The sequence below is a fragment of the Serratia sp. JKS296 genome, assembly GCF_900215445.1.
Lineage (GTDB): Bacteria > Pseudomonadota > Gammaproteobacteria > Enterobacterales > Enterobacteriaceae > Serratia > Serratia marcescens.
In genome coordinates this window covers 2,270,346-2,293,799 of record NZ_OCMX01000001.1, presented here as the reverse complement: position 1 = coordinate 2,293,799, position 23,454 = coordinate 2,270,346, and the positions used below count along the sequence as shown (strand labels likewise).

At 58.6% G+C, this 23,454-nt stretch carries 22 protein-coding genes; 9 read left to right on the top strand and 13 right to left on the bottom strand.

Annotation, left to right across the window (positions count from 1 at the left end; translation table 11 throughout):
* Nucleotides 1-25 precede the first annotated feature (25 nt).
* On the bottom strand, nt 26-1,189 hold the full coding sequence (locus tag CRO23_RS10915; protein WP_097101924.1) for a M20 aminoacylase family protein: 1,164 nt from the start codon (nt 1,187-1,189) through the stop codon (nt 26-28).
* Between the two features lie 385 nt (nt 1,190-1,574).
* Between CRO23_RS10915 and CRO23_RS10910 the strand changes: the two genes are divergently transcribed.
* A complete protein-coding gene (locus CRO23_RS10910; protein WP_016927539.1) occupies nt 1,575-3,641 on the top strand; it encodes a carbon starvation CstA family protein in 2,067 nt (688 codons plus the stop codon).
* Between the two features lie 48 nt (nt 3,642-3,689).
* Here CRO23_RS10910 and fsa read toward each other — a convergent pair whose 3' ends face one another.
* The gene (fsa, locus tag CRO23_RS10905) at nt 3,690-4,355 is read right to left on the bottom strand and encodes a fructose-6-phosphate aldolase (protein WP_016927538.1); all 666 of its coding nucleotides are present in this window, start codon (nt 4,353-4,355) and stop codon (nt 3,690-3,692) included.
* Nucleotides 4,356-4,504: 149 nt separating this feature from the next.
* Between fsa and CRO23_RS10900 the strand changes: the two genes are divergently transcribed.
* From CRO23_RS10900 to osmB, 4 genes are all read left to right on the top strand, one after another.
* Nucleotides 4,505-5,404, top strand: a complete 900-nt coding sequence (locus tag CRO23_RS10900; RefSeq protein ID WP_016927537.1) for a glycyl-radical enzyme activating protein — start codon at nt 4,505-4,507, stop codon at nt 5,402-5,404.
* Nucleotides 5,405-5,408: 4 nt separating this feature from the next.
* Nucleotides 5,409-7,841 (top strand): formate C-acetyltransferase/glycerol dehydratase family glycyl radical enzyme, encoded by a 2,433-nt coding sequence (locus tag CRO23_RS10895; protein WP_097101922.1) that lies wholly within the window; start codon nt 5,409-5,411, stop codon nt 7,839-7,841.
* A 50-nt stretch (nt 7,842-7,891) separates the two neighbouring features.
* Nucleotides 7,892-8,638, top strand: coding sequence for a DeoR/GlpR family DNA-binding transcription regulator (locus CRO23_RS10890; protein WP_004930631.1), 747 nt, complete (start codon nt 7,892-7,894; stop codon nt 8,636-8,638).
* Nucleotides 8,639-8,909: 271 nt separating this feature from the next.
* Nucleotides 8,910-9,128 (top strand): osmotically-inducible lipoprotein OsmB, encoded by a 219-nt coding sequence (gene osmB / locus CRO23_RS10885; protein ID WP_004945176.1) that lies wholly within the window; start codon nt 8,910-8,912, stop codon nt 9,126-9,128.
* 188 nt (nt 9,129-9,316) lie between these two features.
* On the opposite strand, the gene yciH is transcribed toward osmB, so the two are convergent.
* Both yciH and pyrF read right to left on the bottom strand, forming a co-directional pair.
* Nucleotides 9,317-9,643, bottom strand: coding sequence for a stress response translation initiation inhibitor YciH (yciH, locus tag CRO23_RS10880; protein ID WP_016927535.1), 327 nt, complete (start codon nt 9,641-9,643; stop codon nt 9,317-9,319).
* Nucleotides 9,644-9,653: 10 nt separating this feature from the next.
* Nucleotides 9,654-10,382 (bottom strand): orotidine-5'-phosphate decarboxylase, encoded by a 729-nt coding sequence (pyrF, locus tag CRO23_RS10875; protein WP_028127463.1) that lies wholly within the window; start codon nt 10,380-10,382, stop codon nt 9,654-9,656.
* Nucleotides 10,383-10,711: 329 nt separating this feature from the next.
* Between pyrF and bhsA the strand changes: the two genes are divergently transcribed.
* Nucleotides 10,712-10,972, top strand: coding sequence for a multiple stress resistance protein BhsA (gene bhsA / locus CRO23_RS10870; RefSeq protein WP_016927533.1), 261 nt, complete (start codon nt 10,712-10,714; stop codon nt 10,970-10,972).
* A gap of 173 nt (nt 10,973-11,145) precedes the next feature.
* Complete coding sequence (locus tag CRO23_RS10865; protein ID WP_004930644.1) at nt 11,146-11,445, top strand: Arc family DNA-binding protein; 300 nt, start codon at nt 11,146-11,148, stop codon at nt 11,443-11,445.
* A 68-nt stretch (nt 11,446-11,513) separates the two neighbouring features.
* Here CRO23_RS10865 and lapB read toward each other — a convergent pair whose 3' ends face one another.
* From lapB to pgpB, 3 genes are all read right to left on the bottom strand, one after another.
* Nucleotides 11,514-12,686 (bottom strand): lipopolysaccharide assembly protein LapB, encoded by a 1,173-nt coding sequence (gene lapB, locus CRO23_RS10860; protein WP_016927532.1) that lies wholly within the window; start codon nt 12,684-12,686, stop codon nt 11,514-11,516.
* A gap of 6 nt (nt 12,687-12,692) precedes the next feature.
* Complete coding sequence (locus tag CRO23_RS10855; RefSeq protein WP_004930650.1) at nt 12,693-12,995, bottom strand: LapA family protein; 303 nt, start codon at nt 12,993-12,995, stop codon at nt 12,693-12,695.
* A gap of 298 nt (nt 12,996-13,293) precedes the next feature.
* Complete coding sequence (pgpB, locus tag CRO23_RS10850) at nt 13,294-14,058, bottom strand: phosphatidylglycerophosphatase B (RefSeq protein WP_016927531.1); 765 nt, start codon at nt 14,056-14,058, stop codon at nt 13,294-13,296.
* 279 nt (nt 14,059-14,337) lie between these two features.
* Between pgpB and ribA the strand changes: the two genes are divergently transcribed.
* The gene (gene ribA / locus CRO23_RS10845) at nt 14,338-14,931 is read left to right on the top strand and encodes a GTP cyclohydrolase II (RefSeq protein WP_004930678.1); all 594 of its coding nucleotides are present in this window, start codon (nt 14,338-14,340) and stop codon (nt 14,929-14,931) included.
* Nucleotides 14,932-14,987: 56 nt separating this feature from the next.
* Here the strand turns inward: ribA and acnA are convergent, their stop codons facing one another.
* The 6 genes from acnA to topA all read right to left on the bottom strand — a co-directional run bounded on the left by acnA (nt 14,988) and on the right by topA (nt 22,761).
* Nucleotides 14,988-17,660: an aconitate hydratase AcnA gene (acnA, locus tag CRO23_RS10840; protein WP_097101920.1), complete on the bottom strand. Its 2,673-nt coding sequence runs from the start codon at nt 17,658-17,660 to the stop codon at nt 14,988-14,990.
* A gap of 223 nt (nt 17,661-17,883) precedes the next feature.
* Nucleotides 17,884-18,120, bottom strand: coding sequence for a hypothetical protein (locus tag CRO23_RS10835; protein ID WP_079449787.1), 237 nt, complete (start codon nt 18,118-18,120; stop codon nt 17,884-17,886).
* Nucleotides 18,117-18,581: a DUF2778 domain-containing protein gene (locus CRO23_RS10830; protein ID WP_313958302.1), complete on the bottom strand. Its 465-nt coding sequence runs from the start codon at nt 18,579-18,581 to the stop codon at nt 18,117-18,119. Before CRO23_RS10830 ends, CRO23_RS10835 begins: the two co-directional genes overlap by 4 nt.
* 246 nt (nt 18,582-18,827) lie before the next feature.
* Nucleotides 18,828-19,802, bottom strand: a complete 975-nt coding sequence (cysB, locus tag CRO23_RS10825; RefSeq protein ID WP_004930690.1) for an HTH-type transcriptional regulator CysB — start codon at nt 19,800-19,802, stop codon at nt 18,828-18,830.
* Between the two features lie 221 nt (nt 19,803-20,023).
* Nucleotides 20,024-20,158, bottom strand: coding sequence for a hypothetical protein (locus tag CRO23_RS25275; protein ID WP_255253503.1), 135 nt, complete (start codon nt 20,156-20,158; stop codon nt 20,024-20,026).
* 5 nt (nt 20,159-20,163) lie between these two features.
* Entirely contained in the window at nt 20,164-22,761 is a 2,598-nt protein-coding gene (gene topA / locus CRO23_RS10820) for a type I DNA topoisomerase (RefSeq protein ID WP_004930691.1), read from the bottom strand.
* Nucleotides 22,762-23,188: 427 nt separating this feature from the next.
* Here topA and CRO23_RS10815 point away from each other — a divergent pair, with 427 nt between their 5' ends.
* Nucleotides 23,189-23,440: a YciN family protein gene (locus tag CRO23_RS10815; protein ID WP_097101918.1), complete on the top strand. Its 252-nt coding sequence runs from the start codon at nt 23,189-23,191 to the stop codon at nt 23,438-23,440.
* The last annotated feature ends 14 nt before the right edge of the window (nt 23,441-23,454 follow it).

Sequence of the window (23,454 nt, the reverse complement as noted above, 5' to 3'; positions counted from 1 at the left end):
TCTTCCCTGTTATTATTTTTCGCGTTTATTTTAAATAGGCTTCAGCCAATGCCCCCCAATACTGGCTGCCGGCCGCCAGGCAGCCGTCGTTGAAGTCATATCCCGGGTTGTGCACCATGCAGCTGCCTTCGACGTCGCCGTTGCCAACGATCAGGTAACAGCCCTGCGGATGCGCATCGAGCATAAAGGCGAAGTCTTCGCTGCCCATCAGCGGCCTAGCGCCGTAGTGCGCGCGGGCGGCGCCGAACTGCTGCTCCGCCACGCGGTGGGCGAAACGGGTCATCGCTTCGTCGTTGACCAACACCGGCGTGCCGTTAACGTGTTCCACCGTCGCGTGGGCGCCGAAGCTTGCCGCCTGCGCCTCGATCAGCGCCGGAATGCGCGCCAGCAGCGTAGCGCGCGCCTGGCGATCCAGCGAGCGCACGCTGAGCTTCATCTCCGCGCTGTCCGGGATCACGTTGGCCGCCTCGCCGGCCTTGATGCTGCCAACGGTGATCACCGCCGCCTCCAGCGGATCGATATTGCGCGAAACGATGCTCTGCAGGGCAACGGTGATATGCGAGGCCACCAGCACCGGATCGACCGCCAGCTGCGGGATGGCGCCGTGGCCGCCGCGCCCCTGCACCCGCACGTTGAATTGATCCATCGAGGCCATAAACGGGCCGTGTTGGAAGAAGAACTCGCCGAGCGCCATCCCCGGCATGTTGTGCATGGCGAAGATGGCGTCGCAGGGGAAGCGTTCGAACAGCCCCTGCTCCACCATGCGCGCGCCGCCGTTCAGCATCTCTTCCGCCGGTTGGAAAATCAGGTGCAGCGTGCCGTTGAAGTTGCGCGTTTGCGCCAGGTAGCGGGCGGCACCGAGCAGCATGGTGGTATGGCCGTCATGGCCGCAGGCATGCATGCGGTTGGCCACGCTGCTGCGCCAGGGTTTGCCGTTGTTTTCCTCTATCGGCAAGGCGTCCATATCGGCGCGCAGCCCAAGGCGTTTAACGCCGTCGCCCACCCGCAGCGTCCCCACCACGCCGGTGCCCGCCAATCCGCGATGCACCTCGTAGCCCCACGAGCTCAGATAATCCGCGACCAGATCGCTGGTGCGGAACTCTTCGAAACCCAATTCAGGGTGCTGATGAATATCGTGCCGAATGGCCGTGAGCTGAGGTAAATACCCTTCGATGATTTTATTTATCATAATTAAATTCCTTTAGTAGCTTTATTATTTATTTGATGAATAATTAAGCCCATGGGTGAAAATAAAGGTATAACACAGCATGAGTAATTTTATTTCGGCACACCTCGACAGATAAAATAATAATCCGCCAGACACCGTGCCCAGATAAAAAACGACGATAATTCGCTGTACGCGCCGTGAAAATGCCGAATGAATAACTGCTCAGGATTATGTGGGCGACAGCCTGCGCCAACGCTGTTTCATCACGTTGTTTCTACACTAAAACCCCACCGGCTTCACATTTCTCATCCGACCTGCCGCGGTTCGGCGGCAAAACTTCTACTGTTAAAACGTCATTCCTAATAACAACGTTGATTTTTACCTCTGCACGCCAAGGAGTTGTTTCATGAAAAACATCAGGTCCGGACTTATCTGGCTGCTGGTGGCGTTGGTCGGCGCCTTCGCTTTCGCCATGCTGGCGCTAAGCCGCGGCGAGCACGTCAACGCCGTCTGGCTGGTGGTCGCCGCCGTCGCCTGCTACAGCATCGCCTACCGCTTCTACAGCCGGTTCATCGCCGACAAGGTCTTTGAGCTGGATGACCGTCGTCTGACCCCGGCGGAACGCCATAACGACGGCCTGGACTACGTGCCCACCAACAAATGGGTGCTGTTCGGCCACCACTTCGCCGCGATCGCCGGCGCCGGGCCGCTGGTGGGGCCGATCCTGGCCGCGCAGATGGGCTTCCTGCCGGGGACCATCTGGATCCTGGTCGGCGTCATGCTGGCCGGCGCGGTGCAGGATTTCCTGGTGCTGTTCATCTCCACCCGCCGCGACGGGCGTTCACTGGGGGAAATGGCCAAGCAAGAACTGGGCGCGTTCGCCGGGGTGATCACCATGCTCGGCGCGTTGGGCGTTATGATCATCATCCTGTCGGCGCTGGCGCTGGTGGTGGTAAAAGCGTTGGCCGACAGCCCATGGGGGCTGTTCACCATCGCCGCCACCATCCCGATCGCGCTGTTCATGGGCATCTACATGCGTTTTATCCGGCCGGGCAAGATCGCCGAAATTTCGGTGATTGGCTTCGTGCTGATGCTGCTGGCGATCGTTTACGGCGGCAACGTGGCGCAAGATCCCTACTGGGGGCCATTCTTCACGCTGCACGGCACCACCCTGACCTGGGTGCTGGTGATCTATGGCTTCGTCGCCTCGGTGCTGCCGGTGTGGCTGCTGCTGGCGCCGCGCGACTACCTTTCCACCTTTATGAAAATCGGCGTCATCATCGGCCTGGCCATCGGCATCGTCTTCGCCATGCCGGAGATGAAAATGCCGGCGGTTTCACGCTTTATCGACGGCAGCGGCCCGGTGTTCGCCGGCGCCCTGTTCCCGTTCCTGTTCATCACCATCGCCTGCGGCGCCATTTCCGGCTTCCACGCGCTGGTTTCCAGCGGCACCACGCCGAAGCTGGTGGAGCGCGAAAGCCACATGCGCTTTATCGGTTACGGCGCCATGCTGATGGAATCTTTCGTCGCCATCATGGCGTTGATCTGCGCCTCGGTGCTGGATCCGGGCGTTTACTTCGCCATGAACTCGCCGGCGGCGCTGATCGGCACCACGGTGGAAAATGCTTCGCAGGTCATCAACAGTTGGGGCTTTATCGTCACGCCGGAAACGCTGGCGCTGATCGCCAAAGAGGTGGGTGAGAACTCCATTCTGTCGCGCGCCGGCGGCGCCCCGACCTTCGCCGTGGGCATGGCGCACATCATCAGTGAGGTGTTCAACAGCCGGGCGATGATGGCGTTCTGGTATCACTTCGCCATTCTGTTCGAAGCGCTGTTCATCCTGACCGCCGTCGACGCCGGCACCCGCGCCTGCCGCTTTATGGTGCAGGATCTGGTGGGCGTGGCGGTGCCGCAGCTGGCCAACAACCGCTCCTGGTTCGGCAACCTGGCGGGCACCACGGTGGCGGTGGCCGGCTGGGGCTTCTTCGTGTATCAGGGGGTGGTCGATCCGCTCGGCGGCATCAATACTCTGTGGCCGCTGTTCGGCATCGGCAACCAGATGCTGGCGTCGATGGCGCTGATCCTCGGCACCGTGGTGCTGTTCAAGATGAAAAAGCAGCGCTACGCCTGGGTGACAATTCTGCCGACCGCCTGGCTGTTCGTGACCTCCATGACCGCCGGCTGGCAGAAGATCTTCCACGAAAAACCGAGCATCGGCTTCCTGGCGCAGGCGAAGAAATTCTCCACCGGCATCGAGCAAGGCACGATTATTGCGCCGGCCAAATCGCTGAAAGACATGGAAACCATCGTATTCAGCAACCAGATCAACGCCGCGCTGTGCGGGTTCTTTATGCTGGTGGCGGTGACCATGCTGATCGCCGCTTTCTTCGCCATCCGCCGGGCGCTGCGTTCCGAACAACCGACGGTGCACGAGGTCAGCGCCGCACTGCGAGAGGAGACCGGCCGCGGCTAAGCGAACCGAGCATCAAGCAAGGGCGCCGCGGCGCCCTTTTTACTGGCTTTAGCCTAACAGCGTTGAGCCGAACGCCCCCTGCCAATCCTGTTCGAATTTCTCGACCGCGGCCTGCACTGCCGGCGCGCTGAGGAACTGCTCCGCGACGTCCACCGGCAGCGTGATGGCCTGGCAGCCGGCTAACAGGCACTCCAGCGCCTGGCGCGGCGTCTTGAAACTGGCGGCCAGCACCTGCGCCGACGGCGCATGCAGGCTCAACAACTGCTGCAGCTCGTGCACCATTTCGATGCCGTCGCCGCCCTGCGCGTCCACCCGATTGACGTAAGGGGCCACATATTCCGCCCCGGCCAAGGCCGCCAACAGCCCCTGCCCGGCGCCGTACACCGCCGTCCCCAGCGTCGGGATGGACATCGTTTTGAGTTTCTTGATCGCCGCCAGCCCTTCGGCGGTCGCCGGGATCTTGACCACCAGCCCCGGGACGCGCTGACTGAGCAGCGCCGCCTCCGCCACCATGCGCTCCGCATCGGCCGCCATCACTTGCGCGAACAGCTTGCCGGTGCCGCCGAGGGCGTCGCGCAGCGCGGGCAGCACTTCCCAGATCGGCTTGCCTTCCTTCGCCACGATGCTCGGGTTGGTGGTGACGCCGTGCAGCGGCAGAATGCGCGCCAGGCGTTTTACCGCGGTCACATCGGCGGTATCGAGATAAAGCTCCATCACGGACTCCTGTGTCATGTTCTGTGGGCGGACTCAAACTCTGATCATCATAGGGCAAAAACCGCGCTAACTTTTGATCAAAATCAATTCAACTTTCATTCGAAACATCTTTAATGGCGAAAGATTCAGCAACGCCAAACGGGTGACTCATGTTCTTCAATCTGCAGCGCTACTCGACCCATGACGGCCCCGGCATCCGCAGCGTGGTCTTTTTAAAAGGCTGCCCGCTGAGCTGCCGCTGGTGTCAGAACCCGGAAAGCCGCTCGCGCCATGCAGACCTGCTGTTTGACGAACGCCTGTGCCTGAGCGGCTGCACGCTGTGCGCCGAGCGCTGCCCGCAAGGCCTGCAGCGTGACGAAGAGGCGTTGACGCTGCAGCGTGAAGTCATCAGCGCAAACGACTACGCGGCGCTGGCCGCCGCCTGCCCGACCGGCGCGCTCAGCCTGTGCGGCAGCCCGGTCAACCCCGACGATATCATGGCCGAGGTGATGCGGGATAAGCCTTTCTACCTGCGCAGCGGCGGCGGTTTAACGCTGTCCGGCGGCGAACCCTTTATGCAGCCGGAGGTTGCAGCGGAACTGCTACGGCGCGGCCGCGAAGCCGGCATCCACACCGCCGTCGAATCCTGCCTGCACGTTCCGTGGCGTTACATCGCGCCTTCGCTGTCGTGGCTGGATCTGCTGTTGGCCGACCTCAAACACACCGACGAAGCGCGCTTTAGATCCTGGACCGGCGGCTCCGCCCGCCGGGTGATGAACAATTTCCGCCGGCTGGCGGCGCACGGCGTGCCAATGACCGTGCGCGTGCCGCTGATCCCCGATTTCAACGCCGATCGTCGCTCTGTCCGTGCGATCGTCGACTTCGCCGCCGACGAGATCGGCGTGTCGGAGATCCACTTTCTGCCGTACCACACGCTGGGCATCAACAAGTACCACCTGCTCGGCGAGCCCTACCGCGCCGCCCGCACGCCGCTGGACGCGCCCGATCTGCTGGCCTTCGCCGAAGACTATGCCGGCGCCAAAGGCCTGACCGCCATTTTGCGAGGATAACGCCATGACCACGTTGGATTTGACCACCCTCAGCGCCCGCATTCAGGCGCATAAGAACGCGCTGATTCACATCGTCAAACCGCCGGTGTGCACCGAACGCGCGCAGCACTATACCGAAGCCTATCAACAGCATCAGGATCGGCCGCTGCCGGTGCGCCGCGCGCTGGCGCTGGCTAACCATCTGGCGAAGCGCACCATCTGGATCGCCAACGACGAACTGATCGTCGGCAACCAGGCCAGCGAGCTGCGCGCCGCGCCGATCTTTCCCGAATACACCGTCGGCTGGATAGAAAACGAAATAGACCAATTGGCCGACCGGCCGGGCGCCGGTTTTTCGATCAGCGAAGAGAACAAGGCGATTTTGCATCGCCTGTGCCCCTGGTGGCGCGGCCAAACGGTGCAGGATCGCTGCTACGGCATGTTCACCGACGAACAAAAGGCGCTGCTGGCCACCGGCATCATCAAGGCCGAGGGCAACATGACCTCCGGCGACGCCCACCTGGCGGTTAACTTCCCGCTGCTGCTGGAGAAAGGTCTCGACGGCCTGCGTGAAAAAGTGAACGCGCGCCGCGGCCGTCTGCACCTGACCGAGTGGGAAGATCTGCACAAAGCGCAGTTTCTCAACGCCATCGACATCGCGCTGGCGGCGCTGAGCGAGCACATCCTGCGCTTCGCCCGCCTGGCGCGCGACATGGCGCAAAACGAACCGCGCGACTGGCGGCGCGCCGAACTGCAGGCCATCGCAGGCAACTGCGACCGGATCGCCCATCGCCCGCCGCACACCTTCTGGCAGGCGCTGCAGCTGTGCTATTTCATCCAACTGACGTTGCAGATCGAATCCAACGGCCATTCGGTTTCCTTCGGCCGCCTCGATCAATACCTCTATCCCTGGTATCGACGTGAGGTGGAGCTGGAGCAAAAGCTGGCGCGGGAAGACGCCATCGAGCTGTTGCACAGCTGCTGGCTGAAGCTGCTGGAGGTCAACAAGATCCGCTCTGGCTCGCATTCCAAAGCTTCCGCCGGCAGCCCGCTGTACCAAAACGTCACCATCGGCGGACAGAAGCTGATCGACGGCCGGCCATGCGATGCGGTCAACCCGCTGTCCTACGCCATTCTCGAGTCCTGCGGCCGCCTGCGCTCCACCCAACCCAACCTCAGCGTGCGTTACCATGCCGGGATGAGCGCCGACTTCCTCGACGCCTGCGTGCAGGTGATCCGCTGCGGTTTCGGCATGCCGGCGTTCAACAACGACGAAATCGTCATTCCCGAATTCATCAAGCTGGGGGTTGAGCCGCAAGACGCCTACGACTACGCCGCCATCGGCTGCATCGAGACCGCCGTCGGCGGCAAATGGGGCTATCGTTGCACCGGCATGAGCTTCATCAACTTCGCCCGCGTGCTACTGGCAGCGCTGGAACAGGGCCGTGACGCCACCTCCGGGCAAATATTCATGCCGCAGGAACAAGCGCTGTCCAAAGGAAACTTCGTCGATTTCGAGCAGGTCTTAGCCGCCTGGGATCGGCAAATCCGCTACTACACGCGCAAGTCGATCGAGATCGAATGCGTGGTGGACAGCGTACTGGAAGAGAATGCCCACGATATCCTCTGTTCCGCGCTGGTGGATGACTGCATCGAACGCGGTAAAAGCATCAAGCAAGGCGGCGCCAAATACGATTGGGTTTCCGGCCTGCAGGTCGGCATCGCCAACCTGGGCAACAGCCTGGCGGCGGTGCGCAAACTGGTGTTCGACCAGGGGGCGATCGGCCAGCAGCAGCTGGCGACCGCGCTGGCCGACGACTTCGCCGGGCTGGATGGCGAGCAGCTGCGCCAGCGGCTGCTCAACGCCGCGCCCAAATACGGCAACGATGTGGACGAGGTCGATCGGCTGCTGGTGCGCGCCTACCAAACCTATATCGAAGAACTGAAGCAGTATCGCAACACCCGCTTCGGCCGCGGGCCGATCGGCGGCGGTTACTACGCCGGCACCTCGTCGATTTCGGCCAACGTGCCCTTCGGCGCCGCCACTCTGGCCACGCCCGATGGACGTAAGGCGCACGCGCCACTGGCGGAAGGCGCCAGTCCGGCGTCCGGCACCGACCACCTGGGGCCGACGGCGGTGTTCAATTCACTCGCCAAGTTGCCGACCGAGGCGATCCTCGGCGGCGTGCTGCTCAACCAAAAGCTGAACCCGGCGACGCTGGACAACCCGCGCGATCGGGAAAAGCTAATGCTGATGTTGCGCACCTTCTTCGAGAGCTATCGCGGCTGGCATGTGCAGTACAACATCGTGTCGCGCGAAACGCTGCTGGCGGCGAAGCAACACCCTGACCAATATCGTGATTTAGTGGTTCGCGTAGCTGGCTATTCCGCCTTCTTTACCGCATTATCCCCTGAGGCGCAGGATGATATTATTGCGCGCACAGAACATACTCTTTAAACCTTTGACTCTTAGCGGCCGCGCCTTGGCGGCCGCATCATCAGGCCGATATGAATTTACGACAACAGACCATATTGCAGTTGGTTAACGATCGCCGGCGGATCAGCGTCAATGAGCTGGCGCGCGCCTCGGGCGTCTCGGAAGTCACCATCCGGCAGGATCTCAACCTGCTGGAAAAACGCAGTTATCTGAAGCGGGTGCACGGCTCCGCCGTGGCGTTGGAGAGTGATGACGTCGACGCCCGCATGATGTCCAATTTCACCCTCAAGCAGCGGCTGGCGCAATACGCCGCCGCGCAGGTCAACGACGGCGAGACGATCTTTATCGAGAGCGGCAGCGCCAACGCCCTGCTGGCGCGCTACATCGCCGAGCGCAAGCGCATTACGCTGATCACCGTCAGCCACTACATCGCCAACCTGCTGAAAGAAACCGACTGCGACGTGATTGTGCTGGGCGGCATGTACCAGAAGAAAAGCGAGACCGTAGTCGGCCCGCTCACGCGGCTGTGCATTCAGCAGGTGCATTTCAACAAGGCGTTTATCGGCATTGACGGCTTTCAGGCCGAAACCGGCTTTACCGGCCGCGACATGATGCGCGCCGACGTGGTCAGCGCGGTACTGGCCAAGGGCGTGGAGAATATCGTGCTGACGGATTCCAGCAAATTCGGCCAGATCCAGCCTAACCCGCTGGCGCAGCCGGGGCAAATCAGCCGGGTGATCACCGATTCGCGTTTGGCGCTGGAGTATCAGCATCAGCTGAAACGTCAGGGCGTACAGGTGGAATTGGTCAACGAATAACGCAGATCACCGCCGCACCGCGCGGGCCACGCCGCGCGTCTTTCCCCTTGCACCGCAGGATTTTAAGACTATTTACCTGTTTATCCTTCCCGAGAAACCTATACTCAGTTTCGGCGACTTTTGGGCCGTAACCTGCTAATTATTCGGCCGTTAACAAAAAATGCCATTTTTTATATCGATACTGTACGGGAATCAACAGCAGGCCTGATTTATGGTTAACGCCTATACTTATAGGGCACTTCCATATAGCCAATGCTAAGGAGAAGTCATTATGATGATTATCAATAAACGTTTCGCCACCGCCGCTCTGGCACTGACTCTGGCGTTTTCACTCAGTGCCTGTTCCAACATGTCCAAACGCGATCGCAACACCGCTATCGGTGCCGGCGCAGGTGCAGTCGGCGGCGCAGTGCTGACAGACGGCAGCGCGTTGGGTACGCTGGGCGGGGCTGCGGTAGGGGGCATTATCGGTCACCAGGTTGGTAAATAACCTGACCGAGCGCCCTCGGCCGACAGGCTGGCAAAAGCGCTTTGGCGCTTTGACGTATTAACCAATAACGATGATTTCAGGTCTGTTTTACTTTAAGTCTATGGTTCTTTTGCCGTTAACGGGCTAATCCCCGGCAGCAACAACCTCAAGCCATGCCACGGCATTGCACCGCGGCATGGCGATTCACCTCAACCGCCCGCCAGTTTGACCTTCATGCCTTTGGCTTCCAGCAGTTGCTTGAGCAGATCGCGTTTATCGCCCTGGATCTCGATGACCCCGTCTTTCACCGAACCGCCGCAGCCGCATTTCTTTTTCAGCTCGGCCGCCAGTTTGTCGAGCGCAGCATCATCCAGATCGACGCCGGCGATCAGGCATACGCCCTTCCCCTTGCGGCCGCTGGTCTGACGCTGGATGCGCACGATGCCGTCGCCCTTGGCGCGTTGCGGTTTAACCTCTTCCTGCTTGATGCGGCCGGTGTCCGTGGAATACACCAGGCGGCTGTTATCGTCATTCATCGGCGGTTCCTCAGGCCAAAGAGGCGCGGATCGCGCGCAGCGTCGCGGCCGGATCGGCAGATTGGGTGATCGGACGCCCAATCACCATGTAGTCCACGCCGGCGGCCTGCGCCTGCACCGGCGTCATAATACGGCGCTGATCGCCCGCCGCGCTGCCTTCTGGGCGGATCCCCGGCGTAACCAGTTGGAAAGCCTGCCCGCAGGCCGCCTTCAGCCGCTGCGCTTCGTGTGCCGAACACACCACGCCGTCCAGCCCGCAGTCGCGGGTCAGGCGCGCCAAGCGCTCGGCGTGTTCCGCCGGGCTGGCCTCAATGCCGATGCCGCGCAGGTCTTCCGCTTCCATGCTGGTCAACACCGTCACGGCAATCAACAGCGGCGCATCCGCCCCGAATGACGCCAGCGCTTCTTTAGCGGCGGTCATCATGCGCGCGCCGCCGCTGGCATGGACGTTGACCATCCAAACGCCCAGTTCGGCCGCCGCCGCGACCGCATGCGCGGTGGTATTGGGAATATCGTGGAATTTCAGGTCAAGAAATACGTCGAAGCCGCGCCCATGCAGATCGCGCACCAATTGCGGCCCAAACAGCGTGAACATTTCTTTGCCCACTTTCAGCCGGCAGTCTTGCGGATCGATACGGTCGGCGAACGCCAGCGCGGCGTTCTTATCGGCGTAATCTAACGCCACAACGATTGGAGATGATTTTAAGTCATTGTTATTAGTGTTATTCTCAGACTTCATTTCTTCTACCTTCTGTAAAATAGACATAATCAGGGACTCACCCGCGAAACTGACCGCCGCATTCTACATGCCGAAGGCCAGAAATCCCAGCCGCAGCGCGCACCGGCGCTCTGTCATGTTACCGCTCACCTTTGTCATGGCGCGTCAACGAAAGCGCGTTAGCGATAAACCACGCAGCGTAAAACGCCGTAAAGATGCGTAAATTGTTGATCAGATATTTTGAATGAATTACTCAGCATTATCAGATTTTCAATCGACGTAGATGCTTTATTATTCAACCCATCGGAAGCGAATGGCTTCCTTCCTAAATGAACAGACTGGAGTCACCTATGAAAACCATCAAATATTTTGCAACCGCTGCCGCTATCGCACTGACCTCTTTCGCCACTTTCGCCGCTGAACCGATCAATAGCCAGCAGGCCGATAACCTGACCGCCACCGGCATCGTTTCCGCAGGCCACGCGACCACCCTCAGCAGCCTGGAAAAAAAGCTGGCCGCTAAAGCCGACGCTCAGGGCGCCAGCAGCTACCGCATCATCTCCGCCGGCGGTAACAACATGCTGAGCGGCACCGCGATCATCTACAAATAATGTTTCCGGTACAGGGCCCGCACGCTCGGGCCCTGCCTCTGTTTCTCGCCTAAAAAAACCCGCGTTTGCCCCGCCCTCATTTGTTACATAAATATTAAATTTTTATTACACACTAGACACCCGATCGCCAGTGGCTTAGCTTGAAGGCATCTTCCTGCAGAAAGGCTTTCAAAATGAGCGAGATATCGACACTTACCATAAAAATTCCTCTGGAACTCAAGGAAAAAATCCGTGCCGCCGCCGCTGAAAACGAATTTTCGTTGAGCGTGGAAGTGTGCCAGCGCCTGGAAAGCAGTTTCAGCGCGCCCGCCACCAAAGCAGAAAAACCGGCCAAAAAGGCGGATGACCTGCACCACGGCGAGATCGACAATCAAAGCACCGAAGAAGAAATTGAACAGCCGCTGAGCCAGAAAGAGCTGAAGAAACTCCGCCAGCTGTTGAAAACCGGCGCCAAAGGCGGCAAGAAAAAATAAGCGACGAACAGACGAACATAAAAAACGGGGCGATAAATCGCCCCGTTTTGTTTTGTCGCCCCGCCGCATTATTGGCCGTCCAGACCGCGGATCGGTTTAACCGATGACCAGGCGCGGCACGACGGGCAATGCCAATAGAGCGAGTGCGCGGTGAAGCCGCATTTGTGGCAGCGGTAACGCGGCTTGGTGCGAATTTGCTCGCCGACCATATCGCGCAACAGCAGCAGACTCTCTTTCGCCCGGCCGTCTTCGGCGTCCGCCAGGTGATAATCCATCAGCCGGTAAAACACCCGCATGGTCGGATGGCGTTGCAGCTGGCGGTTGATATAGACCTGCACCACGTCGCGCCCTTCGTGCTGCTCGATAATCTCGGCCAGCATCAGATCGGCGGTGGCGCCGGTGTTCTCTTCCACGCAGCGCTTCAGGAATTCAGCCCAGTTGTGCTGTTGTTCCGGCAGATGCGTGTAGCATTCCTGCAGCATCGGCAGCGTCTCGCTGACCAACTCTTTATCCTGGCTCAGAACGCGTTGCAGCGACTCTGCCGCTTTGGCGTAGTCGTTTTGCGCCATGTAGATGCGCCCGAACATGATGGACACGCGCGCACACTGTTTATCGGCGGCGGCCGCCCGTTTGAGCAGGCTCATCGCCCGATCGAGATCGTCGCTGCCCATCGCCTGCAGCGCCAACTCACAGTAAAAGTGCGCGATCTCGACGCGTTGCTTCTCTTTGCCCAGCTTGACCAGCTTTTCCGCCACGTCGATCGCTTTCTGCCAGTCGCTGGTCGCCTGATGGATCACCAGCAGTTGCTGCAGCGCCGAGACGCGAAAATCCGCTTCGTCAGTCAACTGGCTGAACATGTCTTCCGCGCGATCGTACAGCCCGGCCGCCATATAGTCGCGGCCCAGTTGCTGCACCGCCAGCAGGCGCTGTTCGAAGGTCAGAGAGGCGCTTTCCATCAAGGCCTGATGGATGCGGATGGCGCGGTCGACTTCGCCGCGCGAGCGGAACAGGTTACCCAAGGTCAGGTGGGCTTCAACGGTGTTGCTGTCCTCTTTCAACATGTCGAGGAACAGATCGACCGCCTTGTCCTGCTGGTTGGAAAGCAGAAAGTTCACCCCTGCCACATATTCGCGCGACAGGCGGTTGGCTTCTTGCTGTTTATCCTGCTGAGCGCTTCTGCGCCCCATGTACCAACCGTACGCGGCAGCCACGGGCAGCAACAGAAACAGCAGTTCTAACATAGAGGATTATTCCTTGCTGACAACAGGCTGAGCCGCCGGTTCAGCGGGCTGCTCAAGCTGCAGCTCCAGCCTTTTGATTTTGCGCTCGGCGCGACCCAGCGCAATACGCGTGCGCAGGTAGAACAGGCCGCAAATGATCCAGCCGAGAACGAAACCGGCGCCAAACAGCGTGGCCAACAGGGTCGATACGCGATAATCCCCCTGCGCAACCAGATAGTTAAAATTGACCACCTGATCGTTATGCGCACCCAAGGTGACGGAAATCACGAAGATCACCAGAACCAACAAAAAAATCAGCAAATATTTCACATTCTTTCCCGCGATGCCGAGTGAATCGGATGAACGATGCCAAAATGTGGCGTCCCTAACCCTTAAGTTAGCATTTCCCGCTGCGGCAGGGAAACCCTGCCGCACGATAAAACCACATATCTGCTGGCATATTCGGCAGTAAACGGTCTTAGCGAACAAATTGATGAGAAAGCTTCTCAAAACGTCGAATTTATAAGGATATGGGGGCAACCGGGCGAATTGCAATGGCGGGAAAATGTAAGCGGTTAATGCGGCACCGGTCCGATGCCGCCTATTTTGTGACGCGGTCACATATCGTTCATATCTCCGGCTTGCGCGCCGCGATTTCCTGCTGCTCTTTTGGCGGCGGGGTCAACGGGCCGAACCAACGCTGCGCCAGCCAGCAGGTGATCACCACCAGCAGCCAACTGATCAGCGTAGCCATCGCCAGATCGCGCGGCCAGTGCATGCCCAGCAGCAGACGGCTACCCATCACCCCCGTTGCCCACACCATCAGCAGCGCGACGGTTTTATAATGGCGGCGCGGCCACAGCAATCCGACGCCCAGCAGCGCCCAAGTGGCGGCGAACATCGTATGCCCCGACGGGAAAGCGAAGCCGGTTTCAAACTGCCAGTGCTTGCGCAGCCAGTTCGGCACCAGCGTCTGGTCTTGCAGTTGCTCGCGCACCAGCGCGCTGCGCTCTTTACGATGCAGCGAATAGAAATATTTTCCGTCCACGCCGTGGGTTTGCTCGAGCCATACCACAAACGGCCGCGGTTCTTGCACCCGATCCTTGATCAACGACTTGACCCCCTGCCCAATCACCAACGCGGCGGAAAGCAGGATCGCCAGACCGATGGCCGCTTTCAGCCGAAAGCGCAGGCACCACAAAAACCAACCGCAAAGGATAGCGCTGGTCAGAATGCCCCACGGCGAGGTCACGGTTTCGGTCACCCAGAACAGCGCTTTGAGCAGCCGATCATTACCGCCGGGCTGCCAATGCCAGCCGGATGCCCATACGACCAGCGGCATCAACAGCAGCAGCAGCGCGCCGCCCGCCGTACGTTTTGCTATCTCATACATTCCCGTTTTCCTCTGCGTGAATCAGGCTGCAGTGTAACAAGAGTGCAATATTGATAACACGCGAAAAATTAAACAGATAGGAAACCTATCGCAATAATAGGTGGTCAGAAAACGCCATCTGCTGGTTTGCTGAGCACCGCCCGGCAAGAAGTTGTGGCAAAATAGCCGATAATTAACGAAATAGAGATCGGCGTAGCACGTTTTAGTCTTGGTCAATTTACTGAACCGGACTTAGGATGCGCGACAATGATTGAATCGTAGGTTTTTGTGGAGAGTGACATGCAGCTGAAACGGGTGGCAGAGGCTAAACTGCCGACACCTTGGGGCGATTTCCTGATGGTAGGATTCGAAGAACTGGCGACCGGACATGACCATCTGGCACTGGTATTCGGTGATATTTCCGGCGAAGCGCCGGTGCTCGCACGCGTGCATTCCGAATGCCTGACCGGCGACGCGTTGTTCAGCCTGCGCTGCGACTGCGGTTTTCAACTGGAAGCCGCACTGGAGCAGATTGCGGAAGAAGGCCGCGGCATCCTGCTTTATCATCGCCAGGAGGGCCGCAATATCGGCCTGTTGAACAAGATCCGCGCCTACGCCCTGCAGGATAAGGGCGCAGACACCGTGGAAGCCAATCACCAACTCGGCTTCGCCGCCGACGAGCGCGACTTCACCCTGTGTGCCGACATGTTCAAACTGCTGGGCGTCGACGCGGTGCGTTTGCTGACCAACAACCCGAAAAAGGTCGAGATCCTGACCGAAGCCGGTATCAACATCAGCGAACGCGTGCCGTTGATCGTCGGTCGCAACCCGAAGAACGAACGCTATCTGGCCACCAAGGCCGCCAAAATGGGCCATTTGCTCGACCAGAAGTGATCGCCACCGCCGCGGAAACAATCAGGGCGCCTTACGGCGCCCTTTTTATTGATTAATTACAGCATTTTCCTGATCACATAGTGCAGGATGCCGTCGTTTTCGTAGTAGGTCAGCTCATTGCCGGTATCGATGCGGCACCGGGTGTCGACCACTTCCTTGCGCCCGTCGGCATAGGTGATGTGCACCGGCACCGTCTGGCCCGGCTGCAGCTGTTGCAGGCCGCCAACGCTGATCTGCTCATCCCCGGTCAGCCCCAGGGTTTTGCGCGTCACCCCCTGCGGGAACTCCAGCGGCAAAATCCCCATGCCGATCAGGTTAGAGCGGTGAATACGCTCGAAGGATTCGGCAATCACCACCCGCACGCCCAGCAGGCGCGGCCCCTTCGCCGCCCAGTCGCGGCTGGAGCCGGAACCGTACTCTTTACCGGCGATCACCGCCAGCGGCACTTTTTCCTGCTGGTACTGCATGGCGGCGTCGTAGATAGACAGCTGCTGTTGTGACGGAATATGGCGGGTATAGCCGCCTTCCACGCCCGGCACCATTTCGTTGCGGATGCGAATGTTGGCGAAGGTGCCGCGCATCATCACTTCGTGGTTGCCGCGGCGTGAACCGTAGGAGTTGAAATCCTGCGGCGCTACGCCATGCTCGCTCAGGTAACGCCCCGCCGGGCTGTCGCGCTTGATGTTACCCGCCGGCGAGATGTGGTCGGTGGTCACCGAGTCGGCCAGAATCGCCAGAATACGCGCGTCTTTGATGTCCTGCACCGGATCCGGCTTCACCTGCATGGTGCTGAAGAACGGCGGATGGCGGATATAGGTAGAATCCTCCTGCCACTGATAGGTCGCCGAACCGGTCACCTGGATCGCCTGCCAGTTGGCGTCGCCATCGAACACTTCGCCGTATTCCTTGTGGAACATCTCGGTGCGCACTTCTTCCACCGCCTGAGCGATGTCCTGGCTGCTCGGCCAGATGTCCTTCAAATAGACCGGCTGACCGTCATTACCCTCGCCCAGCGGCTCTTTGGTCAGATCGATCTTCATGCTGCCCGCCAGCGCATAAGCCACCACCAGCGGCGGCGAGGCCAGCCAGTTGGTTTTCACCAGCGGGTGGATGCGCCCTTCGAAATTACGGTTGCCCGACAGCACCGCGCCAACGGTCAGATCGCCCTCTTTGATCGCCTGCTCGATAGGATCCGGCAGCGGCCCGGAGTTGCCGATACAGGTGGTACAGCCATATCCCACCAGGTTGAACCCCAGCTCTTCCAGATAGGCGGTGAGTTTGGCGCTGTCGAAGTAGTCGGTCACCACTTTGGAACCCGGCGCCAGCGAGGTTTTTACCCAGGGTTTGCTGCGCAGCCCTTTCTTGACGGCGTTTTTCGCCAGCAGGCCGGCCGCCATCATCACGCTCGGGTTGGAGGTGTTGGTGCAGGAGGTGATCGCCGCGATCACCACCGCGCCGTCGCGCAATTCGTGCTGCTGCTCGTCCAACGTAAAGGTTTTGCCGTCTGTCTTGGCCTTGTGGCCGCCGATATCCAGCTCGGTAGCGGCCTTGAACGCCTGCGGCACATTCGGCAGCGCGACGCGATCCTGCGGGCGTTTCGGCCCGGCGAGGCTCGCCTCCACCGTCGACATGTCCAGCGCCAGCGAGCTGGTGAAGACCGGCTCATCCCCCGGATTGCGCCACATGCCCTGCGCTTTGGCGTAGGCTTCCACCAGTGCGATTTGTTCGGCGCTGCGGCCGCTGAGCTTCATATAGCCGAGCGTAACGTCATCCACCGGGAAGAAGCCGCAGGTGGCGCCGAACTCCGGCGACATGTTGGCGATGGTCGCCCGGTCCGCCAGCGGCAGATCGGCCAGACCGTCGCCGTAAAACTCGACGAACTTGCCGACAACGCCGTGTTTGCGCAGCATTTGGGTGACGGTCAGCACCAGATCGGTGGCGGTAATGCCCTCGCGGAGCTTGCCGGTCAGCTTGAAGCCGACCACATCCGGGATCAGCATCGACACCGGCTGGCCCAACATCGCCGCTTCCGCTTCGATGCCGCCCACGCCCCAGCCGAGGATGCCCAGGCCGTTGATCATGGTGGTGTGGGAATCGGTGCCCACCAGCGTATCCGGATAGGCCACGCGGCGGCCGCTTTCGTCGCTGTGCCACACCGTTTGGCCGAGGTATTCGAGGTTGACCTGGTGGCAGATGCCGGTGCCCGGCGGCACCACACGGAAACGGTTGAAGGCTTTCTGCCCCCAGCGCAGGAAGGTGTAGCGCTCGTGGTTGCGCTGCATTTCGATACGCACGTTGTCTTCGAAGGCGTTGTCATCGCCGAATTCATCGACGGTGACCGAGTGGTCAATCACCAGATCCACCGGTGACAGCGGGTTCACCTGGTCGACATTGCCGCCCAGCCGCCGCACCGCTTCACGCATCGCCGCCAGATCCACCACCGCCGGAACGCCGGTAAAATCCTGCATCAGCACGCGCGCCGGACGGTAGGCGATTTCACGGTCAGCATGGCCGGTTTGCAACCAGGCGACGATGGCCTTGAGGTCGTCAACCTGCACGGTATCGCCATCCACATGACGCAGCAGGTTCTCCAACAGCACTTTCATCGATTTCGGCAACCGGTCGATAGCACCCAGCTGCTTCGCCGCCAGCGGCAGACTGTAGTAGTAATATTCGCTATTCAGCGCAACCAGCTTATCCAGACTTGTTTCACGAAGATCGGACGACATAGCTCCTCCATTTCTTATTGTGACTAAAACAGGGTAATCAGTGAGGTCTTGTTTAAAGATACCACAAAGACAAGTTAACGTTTTGATAACAACACGATTTGATCACAACGATAGGCGGGAACAATCAAGAAGAAGGAAGTGCGAGCGCAGCCAAGGGGTTAGGCCACGCGTCAACGAAAACGCCGCAACGAGGCGGCATTTTGGCAGGGAAAATCTCGCGGCTTTAACGGGGTTTGCGCACCAGGCGGCGACATACTGTGAGCACAACTGCAGCAATGATAGCAGAGACCCCCAATTTAATGGCAATGACAGCCGAGTCGAAATTATTCATCCCTATTTCACCATCACCGCTAATTTCTATGTTGTTGGAAACGAAGCTGTCGAAAATTCCGTCTGGTAGGTAGCGCAACAACAAAAAGGTTAGCAACAAGAACAGAACAATCCAGAGACTTTTTTTCATTGTGATACCACGCATTTACTGTAATCAGGCTCACCTTGAACATCTATACGACCGTACGCCATCAGCCCTCGACCTCCAGGCACTCTCACCTTTCTACGCCTTAGCAGCGCATCCCGAAGGATCTGAAAGTCAGATGCCTGATAGAGAGTAATACATCCCCAAGAAACACCGGTGCCATCTGTGTTAAGTGGATGCAGTCTAAAACTGTTTCGAAAGACGCCATTTACGGCGAGGTAGTCACTCATAGTTTCATTGCTGAAGAGACCAAACCACTCAGAATGGCGATTCTTGTAGAGATGATACAGGTCAACCAACTCAGAACGAATTTGATTTGCAATACTGCCCTGTGGTCTGTCGACGATCCAGTATGTTCCTGGAGGAATGGCGGCTTTTTCACGATCCGAACAGTTTGGGTTGTTAATGTAATGCTCGATACCCGATAACACGTCGAATGTCCCCACTCCATAGCACCGTAATTTCGCTATCTTGCCATCACTTGATAAATCAGCGTAGTTAAGCCTGCATAACGTTGAATTTCCTTATTCAATTATCCGAACGTTTTGCAGTCTACTTAGAGGTGAACGGGTTGAAAAGAGGACGGTGGCTTTTCAGGATGATCCTGAGAAACAAGGAAGGTGCGGGTTTCCGGGCTAAAAAAACCCGGTTTGGCAGGCGCCTAACCGGGTTTGATTTGATATCGTCAACGATTATTTAATCGGCAGCTTGATGTCCTTGAACATCGCTTCAATTTCTTCGTTGGAGCGCAGCGCCACTGCGCTGTCGACCACGTCGCGCGTCAGGTGCGGCGCGAAGCGCTGAATGAAGTCATACATGTAGCTGCGCAGGAAGGTGCTGCGGCGGAAGCCGATTTTGGTGGTGCTGTAGGTGAAGATGTCGCGCGCATCCACCGTCACCAGATCCGGATCCTGCACCGGATCCACCGCCATGCTGGCGATCACCCCTACCCCCAGTCCCAGACGCACATAGGTTTTGATCACGTCGGCGTCGGTGGCGGTAAAGACGATGCGCGGCGTCAGACCGGCGCGGTTGAAGGCGGTGTCCAGCTCCGAGCGGCCGGTAAAGCCGAAGGTGTAAGTGACGATCGGGTAAGCCGCCAGTTCTTCGATGCTGATGCTGCTTTTTCCCGCCAAAGGATGATCGGGCTTCACCACCACCGCACGGTTCCAGTGGTAGCACGGCAGCATGATGAGATCGTCGTACAAGTGCAGCGCCTCGGTGGCAATGGCAAAATCGGCGGTGCCCTTGGAGACCGCTTCGGCGATCTGCGTCGGCGAGCCCTGATGCATGTGCAGCGAGACGCGCGGGTAACGCTCGATGAAGCCTTTGATTACGTTGGGCAATGCGTAACGAGCCTGAGTGTGCGTGGTGGCGACGTACAGCGAGCCTTTGTCCGGGTAGGTGTGTTCACCGGCAACGGCTTTGATGGCGTCCACTTTGGACAACACTTCACGCGCGATGCGAATGATTTCCTGGCCGGCGGGGGTGACCTGGGTCAGGTGCTTGCCGCTGCGGGCAAAAATCTGGATGCCCAGCTCATCTTCGAGCATGCGCACCTGTTTACTGATGCCGGGTTGAGAGGTATAGAGCCCTTCTGCCGTCGAGGAGACATTCAGGTTGTGGTTAACCACTTCCACAATGTAACGAAGCTGCTGCAATTTCATATCTTATACCATCCTAGGTTAAACACTGCGGCTTACCCGCAGCCAGGTATATCGGTGTCGCCCCGGTATGCTGAAACTCACAAGCCATAAACCCCGTGTTCTACCCTGATGGTGAAGAAAACGCCGTTGTTAATAAGCTTTAATAATAAAAAAACTTTTTATATAACCACTATACCACGATGCAGCTTCAAGTATAGATCCGCGTCACACTATGATAACGATTATTTTGCATTGGTATCAACGTGAAACGGCGGTGTCGGAGGGATAAAAACAGCAAAGGATAGATCCGTTTGCCCCTTTTCACCAATAAAAAAACCAGCCGCCAGGGCTGGTTTTTCATCTTGCAGGCAGGACATCGCCCTTACTTCTTGCCTTCGACCCACTTGCCGTCCACGTAGAACGCGGACCAACCGGTCGCCTTGCCGTCTTTTTCAGAGGAGACGTACTGCTGCTTGGTTTTACGGCTGAAACGCACCAGCGTTTTGTTGCCTTCGGCATCCGCCACCGGCGCATCGGCCAGGTAGCGCAGTTTCTCCGGCAGACGATCCTTGAAGCGAGCCAGCTCCTCCACCAACGGCGCGCGGGTCTCGCGCGATTTAGGGAAGGTGTTGGCCGCCAGGAACACGCCGGCAGCGCCGTCACGCAGCACGAAATAGGCGTCGGACTTCTCGCACGGCAGCTCCGGCAACGGCACCGGATCTTCCTTCGGCGGCGCCACATCGCCGTTACGCAGGATCTTGCGGGTATTTTTGCAGTTCTCGTTGGTGCAGCCCATGTACTTGCCGAAACGCCCCATTTTCAGGTGCATTTCCGAACCGCACTTGTCGCACTCCACCACCGGGCCGTCATAACCTTTCAGGCGGAACTCGCCCTCTTCGATCTCATAGCCGTCACACGCCGGGTTGTTGCCGCAGACGTGCAGCTTGCGCTGGTTGTCGATCAGATAGCTGTCCATCGCCGTACCGCATTTCTGGCAGCGGCGGCGGGCGCGCAGCGCGTTGGTTTCCGCGTCGTCGCCTTCGAGGATGTTGAGCACTTCCGCTTCAGGCACCAGGTTGATGGTGGTTTTGCAACGCTCCTTCGGCGGCAGCGCGTAGCCGGAACAGCCGAGGAACACGCCGGTGCTGGCGGTACGGATGCCCATCTTGCGGCCGCAGGTCGGGCAGTCGATGCTGGTCATCACCATCTGGTTAGGCCGCATGCCGCCTTCTTCCGGATCCTTCTCCGCCGTTTCCAGCTGCTCGCTGAAGTCGACGAAGAACTCGTCCAGCACCGCTTTCCACTCGGCCTGGTTGTTGGCGACCTCATCGAGGCCGTCTTCCATGCGCGCGGTGAAGTCATAGTTCATCAGCTCGCGGAAGTTTTCTTCCAGACGATCGGTGACGATCTCACCCATTTTCTCGGCATAGAAGCGGCGGCTTTCCACCCGCACATAACCGCGATCCTGAATGGTCGAGATAATGGAGGCGTAGGTGGACGGGCGGCCAATGCCGCGTTTTTCCAGCTCTTTCACCAGCGAGGCTTCGCTGTAGCGCGCCGGCGGCTTGGTGAAGTGCTGGCTCGGGATCAGTTTCTGCAGATCCAGCTCGCTGCCGATTTCGACGTATGGCAGGGTGCGATCTTCATCGCCCTTGCGCAACGCCGGCATCACCTTGGTCCAACCGTCAAAGCGCAGCGTACGGCCCTTGGCGCGCAGCTGATAATCACCGGCTTTCACCGTCAGCGTGGTGGAATCGTACTGCGCCGGCGTCATCTGGCAGGCGACGAACTGGCGCCAGATCAGCTGATACAGCTTCTGCGCATCCGCTTCCATGTCTTTCAACTGCTCGGCGAGCACGTTCACGTCCGAAGGACGGATCGCTTCGTGCGCTTCCTGCGAATTCTCTTTGCTGCTGTACTGATTCGGCGCCTTCGGCAGGTATTTATCGCCGAAGTTGTCGCCGATGTAGCCACGCACCATGTTGAGCGCATCCTGGCTCAGGTTGGTGGAATCGGTACGCATATAGGTGATGTGGCCGGCTTCATACAGCCGTTGCGCCATCATCATGGTTTTCTTCACGCCGAAGCTCAGGCGGGTGCTGGCGGCCTGTTGCAGCGTGGAGGTAATGAAAGGCGCGCCCGGCTTGCTGCTGGTCGGTTTGTCTTCGCGATCCAGCACCGTGTAGCGGGCTTTTTCCAGCAACTTGACCGCGGCGTGAGTCTGCTCGCGGTTGACCGGCTTGAACGGTTTGTCGTGCGCGTGGGTCACTTCCATCTGCAGCGCGGTTTCACCCTTCGCCAGCAGATCGGCATGCAGTTCCCAGTACTCTTCCGGCACGAACGCCTTGATGTCGCGTTCGCGCTCAACCACCAGACGCACCGCCACCGACTGCACACGGCCGGCGGACAGGCCGCGGGCGATTTTCTTCCACAGCAGCGGCGAGACCATATAGCCCACCACGCGGTCCATAAACCGGCGCGCCTGCTGCGCGTTGACGCGATCAATGTTCAGCTCGCCCGGCTGTTTGAACGCCTGCTGGATCGCGTTTTTGGTGATTTCGTTAAACACCACTCGGCTAAAGCGTTTGTCATCTCCACCGATCACTTCCCGCAGGTGCCAGGCGATGGCTTCCCCTTCGCGGTCAAGGTCGGTTGCGAGATAAATGTGGTCGGCGTTTTCCGCCAACGATTTTAACTCGGCGACCACTTTTTCTTTACCCGGCAGGATTTCATAATGCGCTTTCCAGCCGTGGTAAGGGTCGACGCCCATGCGATTTACCAGCGCCGCCTTCTCATCTTTTTTAACTTTTTTCTTGGCTTTGTCTTCGGTTGAGTCAGCGCTCTTTTTGCTGGCTGAGCCACTGGTCGGCAAATCACGGATGTGACCGACGCTGGACTTCACCACGTAGTCACTTCCTAAATATTTATTAATAGTTTTGGCTTTTGCCGGGGACTCAACTATTACGAGAGCTTTACCCATATTTACCTTTACCTAATTTATTTCTTCTAAAAAGAAGTCTTTTATCTCGCCGTGCCGCGGCAATTCGTGTCTCTTTTTTTATATTGCGGCAGTCTGGCAAGAGATCAACAGATTTTTTTCTTTTGGTTGCCCAACTGCTCAACCTGAACGCAAGTTGTTGATCCTGCCTGCTATTCACCCATGCCCCAGAAGTATGGCTGTGTGAGTTTTATTCATGGCGTAAACAAAACCTTCCACCCGACGCCGCAAAATCCCACACTGTACCTGATAAAAAGCGTCACGCAACCTAATTAGCATGGAAAGTCCGATTTCGCCAACCGGCGGCCGCCCATGGCCATCCAGACGGCAAATAAACCTTAGTCGGTTTGCGGATAAAAGCGAACCGGCGTTAGAATATGCGCAGAGTTTTTAGTTTGGAGTCTAATAAATGCGCACGAATACTGCACCTATCGGCCGCGAGGCCCTGCTGGCGGAAGCAAATAACATCATCCGCCAACACGAAGATTATCTGCACGGCATGATCGCCACCGACGTTGAACAAAAAAGCGGCGTTTTAGTTTTTCGAGGCGAATACTTTTTGGATGCCGATGGATTGCCCACCGCCAAAACCACCGCGGTATTTAATATGTTTAAACAATTGGCTCACCTGCTTTCGGAAAAATACCACCTGGTCGATTAAGACAAGAAAACGGG

Bases quoted from the DNA above. Each gene is read 5' to 3' on its own strand.
- CRO23_RS10915 (WP_097101924.1), bottom strand. From the start codon at position 1,189: ATGATAAATAAAATCATCGAAGGGTATTTACCTCAGCTCACGGCCATT.
- CRO23_RS10910 (WP_016927539.1), top strand. From the start codon at position 1,575: ATGAAAAACATCAGGTCCGGACTTATCTGGCTGCTGGTGGCGTTGGTC.
- fsa (WP_016927538.1), bottom strand. From the start codon at position 4,355: ATGGAGCTTTATCTCGATACCGCCGATGTGACCGCGGTAAAACGCCTG.
- CRO23_RS10900 (WP_016927537.1), top strand. From the start codon at position 4,505: ATGTTCTTCAATCTGCAGCGCTACTCGACCCATGACGGCCCCGGCATC.
- CRO23_RS10895 (WP_097101922.1), top strand. From the start codon at position 5,409: ATGACCACGTTGGATTTGACCACCCTCAGCGCCCGCATTCAGGCGCAT.
- CRO23_RS10890 (WP_004930631.1), top strand. From the start codon at position 7,892: ATGAATTTACGACAACAGACCATATTGCAGTTGGTTAACGATCGCCGG.
- osmB (WP_004945176.1), top strand. From the start codon at position 8,910: ATGATGATTATCAATAAACGTTTCGCCACCGCCGCTCTGGCACTGACT.
- yciH (WP_016927535.1), bottom strand. From the start codon at position 9,643: ATGAATGACGATAACAGCCGCCTGGTGTATTCCACGGACACCGGCCGC.
- pyrF (WP_028127463.1), bottom strand. From the start codon at position 10,382: ATGAAGTCTGAGAATAACACTAATAACAATGACTTAAAATCATCTCCA.
- bhsA (WP_016927533.1), top strand. From the start codon at position 10,712: ATGAAAACCATCAAATATTTTGCAACCGCTGCCGCTATCGCACTGACC.
- CRO23_RS10865 (WP_004930644.1), top strand. From the start codon at position 11,146: ATGAGCGAGATATCGACACTTACCATAAAAATTCCTCTGGAACTCAAG.
- lapB (WP_016927532.1), bottom strand. From the start codon at position 12,686: ATGTTAGAACTGCTGTTTCTGTTGCTGCCCGTGGCTGCCGCGTACGGT.
- pgpB (WP_016927531.1), bottom strand. From the start codon at position 14,058: ATGTATGAGATAGCAAAACGTACGGCGGGCGGCGCGCTGCTGCTGCTG.
- ribA (WP_004930678.1), top strand. From the start codon at position 14,338: ATGCAGCTGAAACGGGTGGCAGAGGCTAAACTGCCGACACCTTGGGGC.
- acnA (WP_097101920.1), bottom strand. From the start codon at position 17,660: ATGTCGTCCGATCTTCGTGAAACAAGTCTGGATAAGCTGGTTGCGCTG.
- CRO23_RS10835 (WP_079449787.1), bottom strand. From the start codon at position 18,120: ATGAAAAAAAGTCTCTGGATTGTTCTGTTCTTGTTGCTAACCTTTTTG.
- cysB (WP_004930690.1), bottom strand. From the start codon at position 19,802: ATGAAATTGCAGCAGCTTCGTTACATTGTGGAAGTGGTTAACCACAAC.
- CRO23_RS25275 (WP_255253503.1), bottom strand. From the start codon at position 20,158: ATGTCCTGCCTGCAAGATGAAAAACCAGCCCTGGCGGCTGGTTTTTTT.
- topA (WP_004930691.1), bottom strand. From the start codon at position 22,761: ATGGGTAAAGCTCTCGTAATAGTTGAGTCCCCGGCAAAAGCCAAAACT.
- CRO23_RS10815 (WP_097101918.1), top strand. From the start codon at position 23,189: ATGCGCACGAATACTGCACCTATCGGCCGCGAGGCCCTGCTGGCGGAA.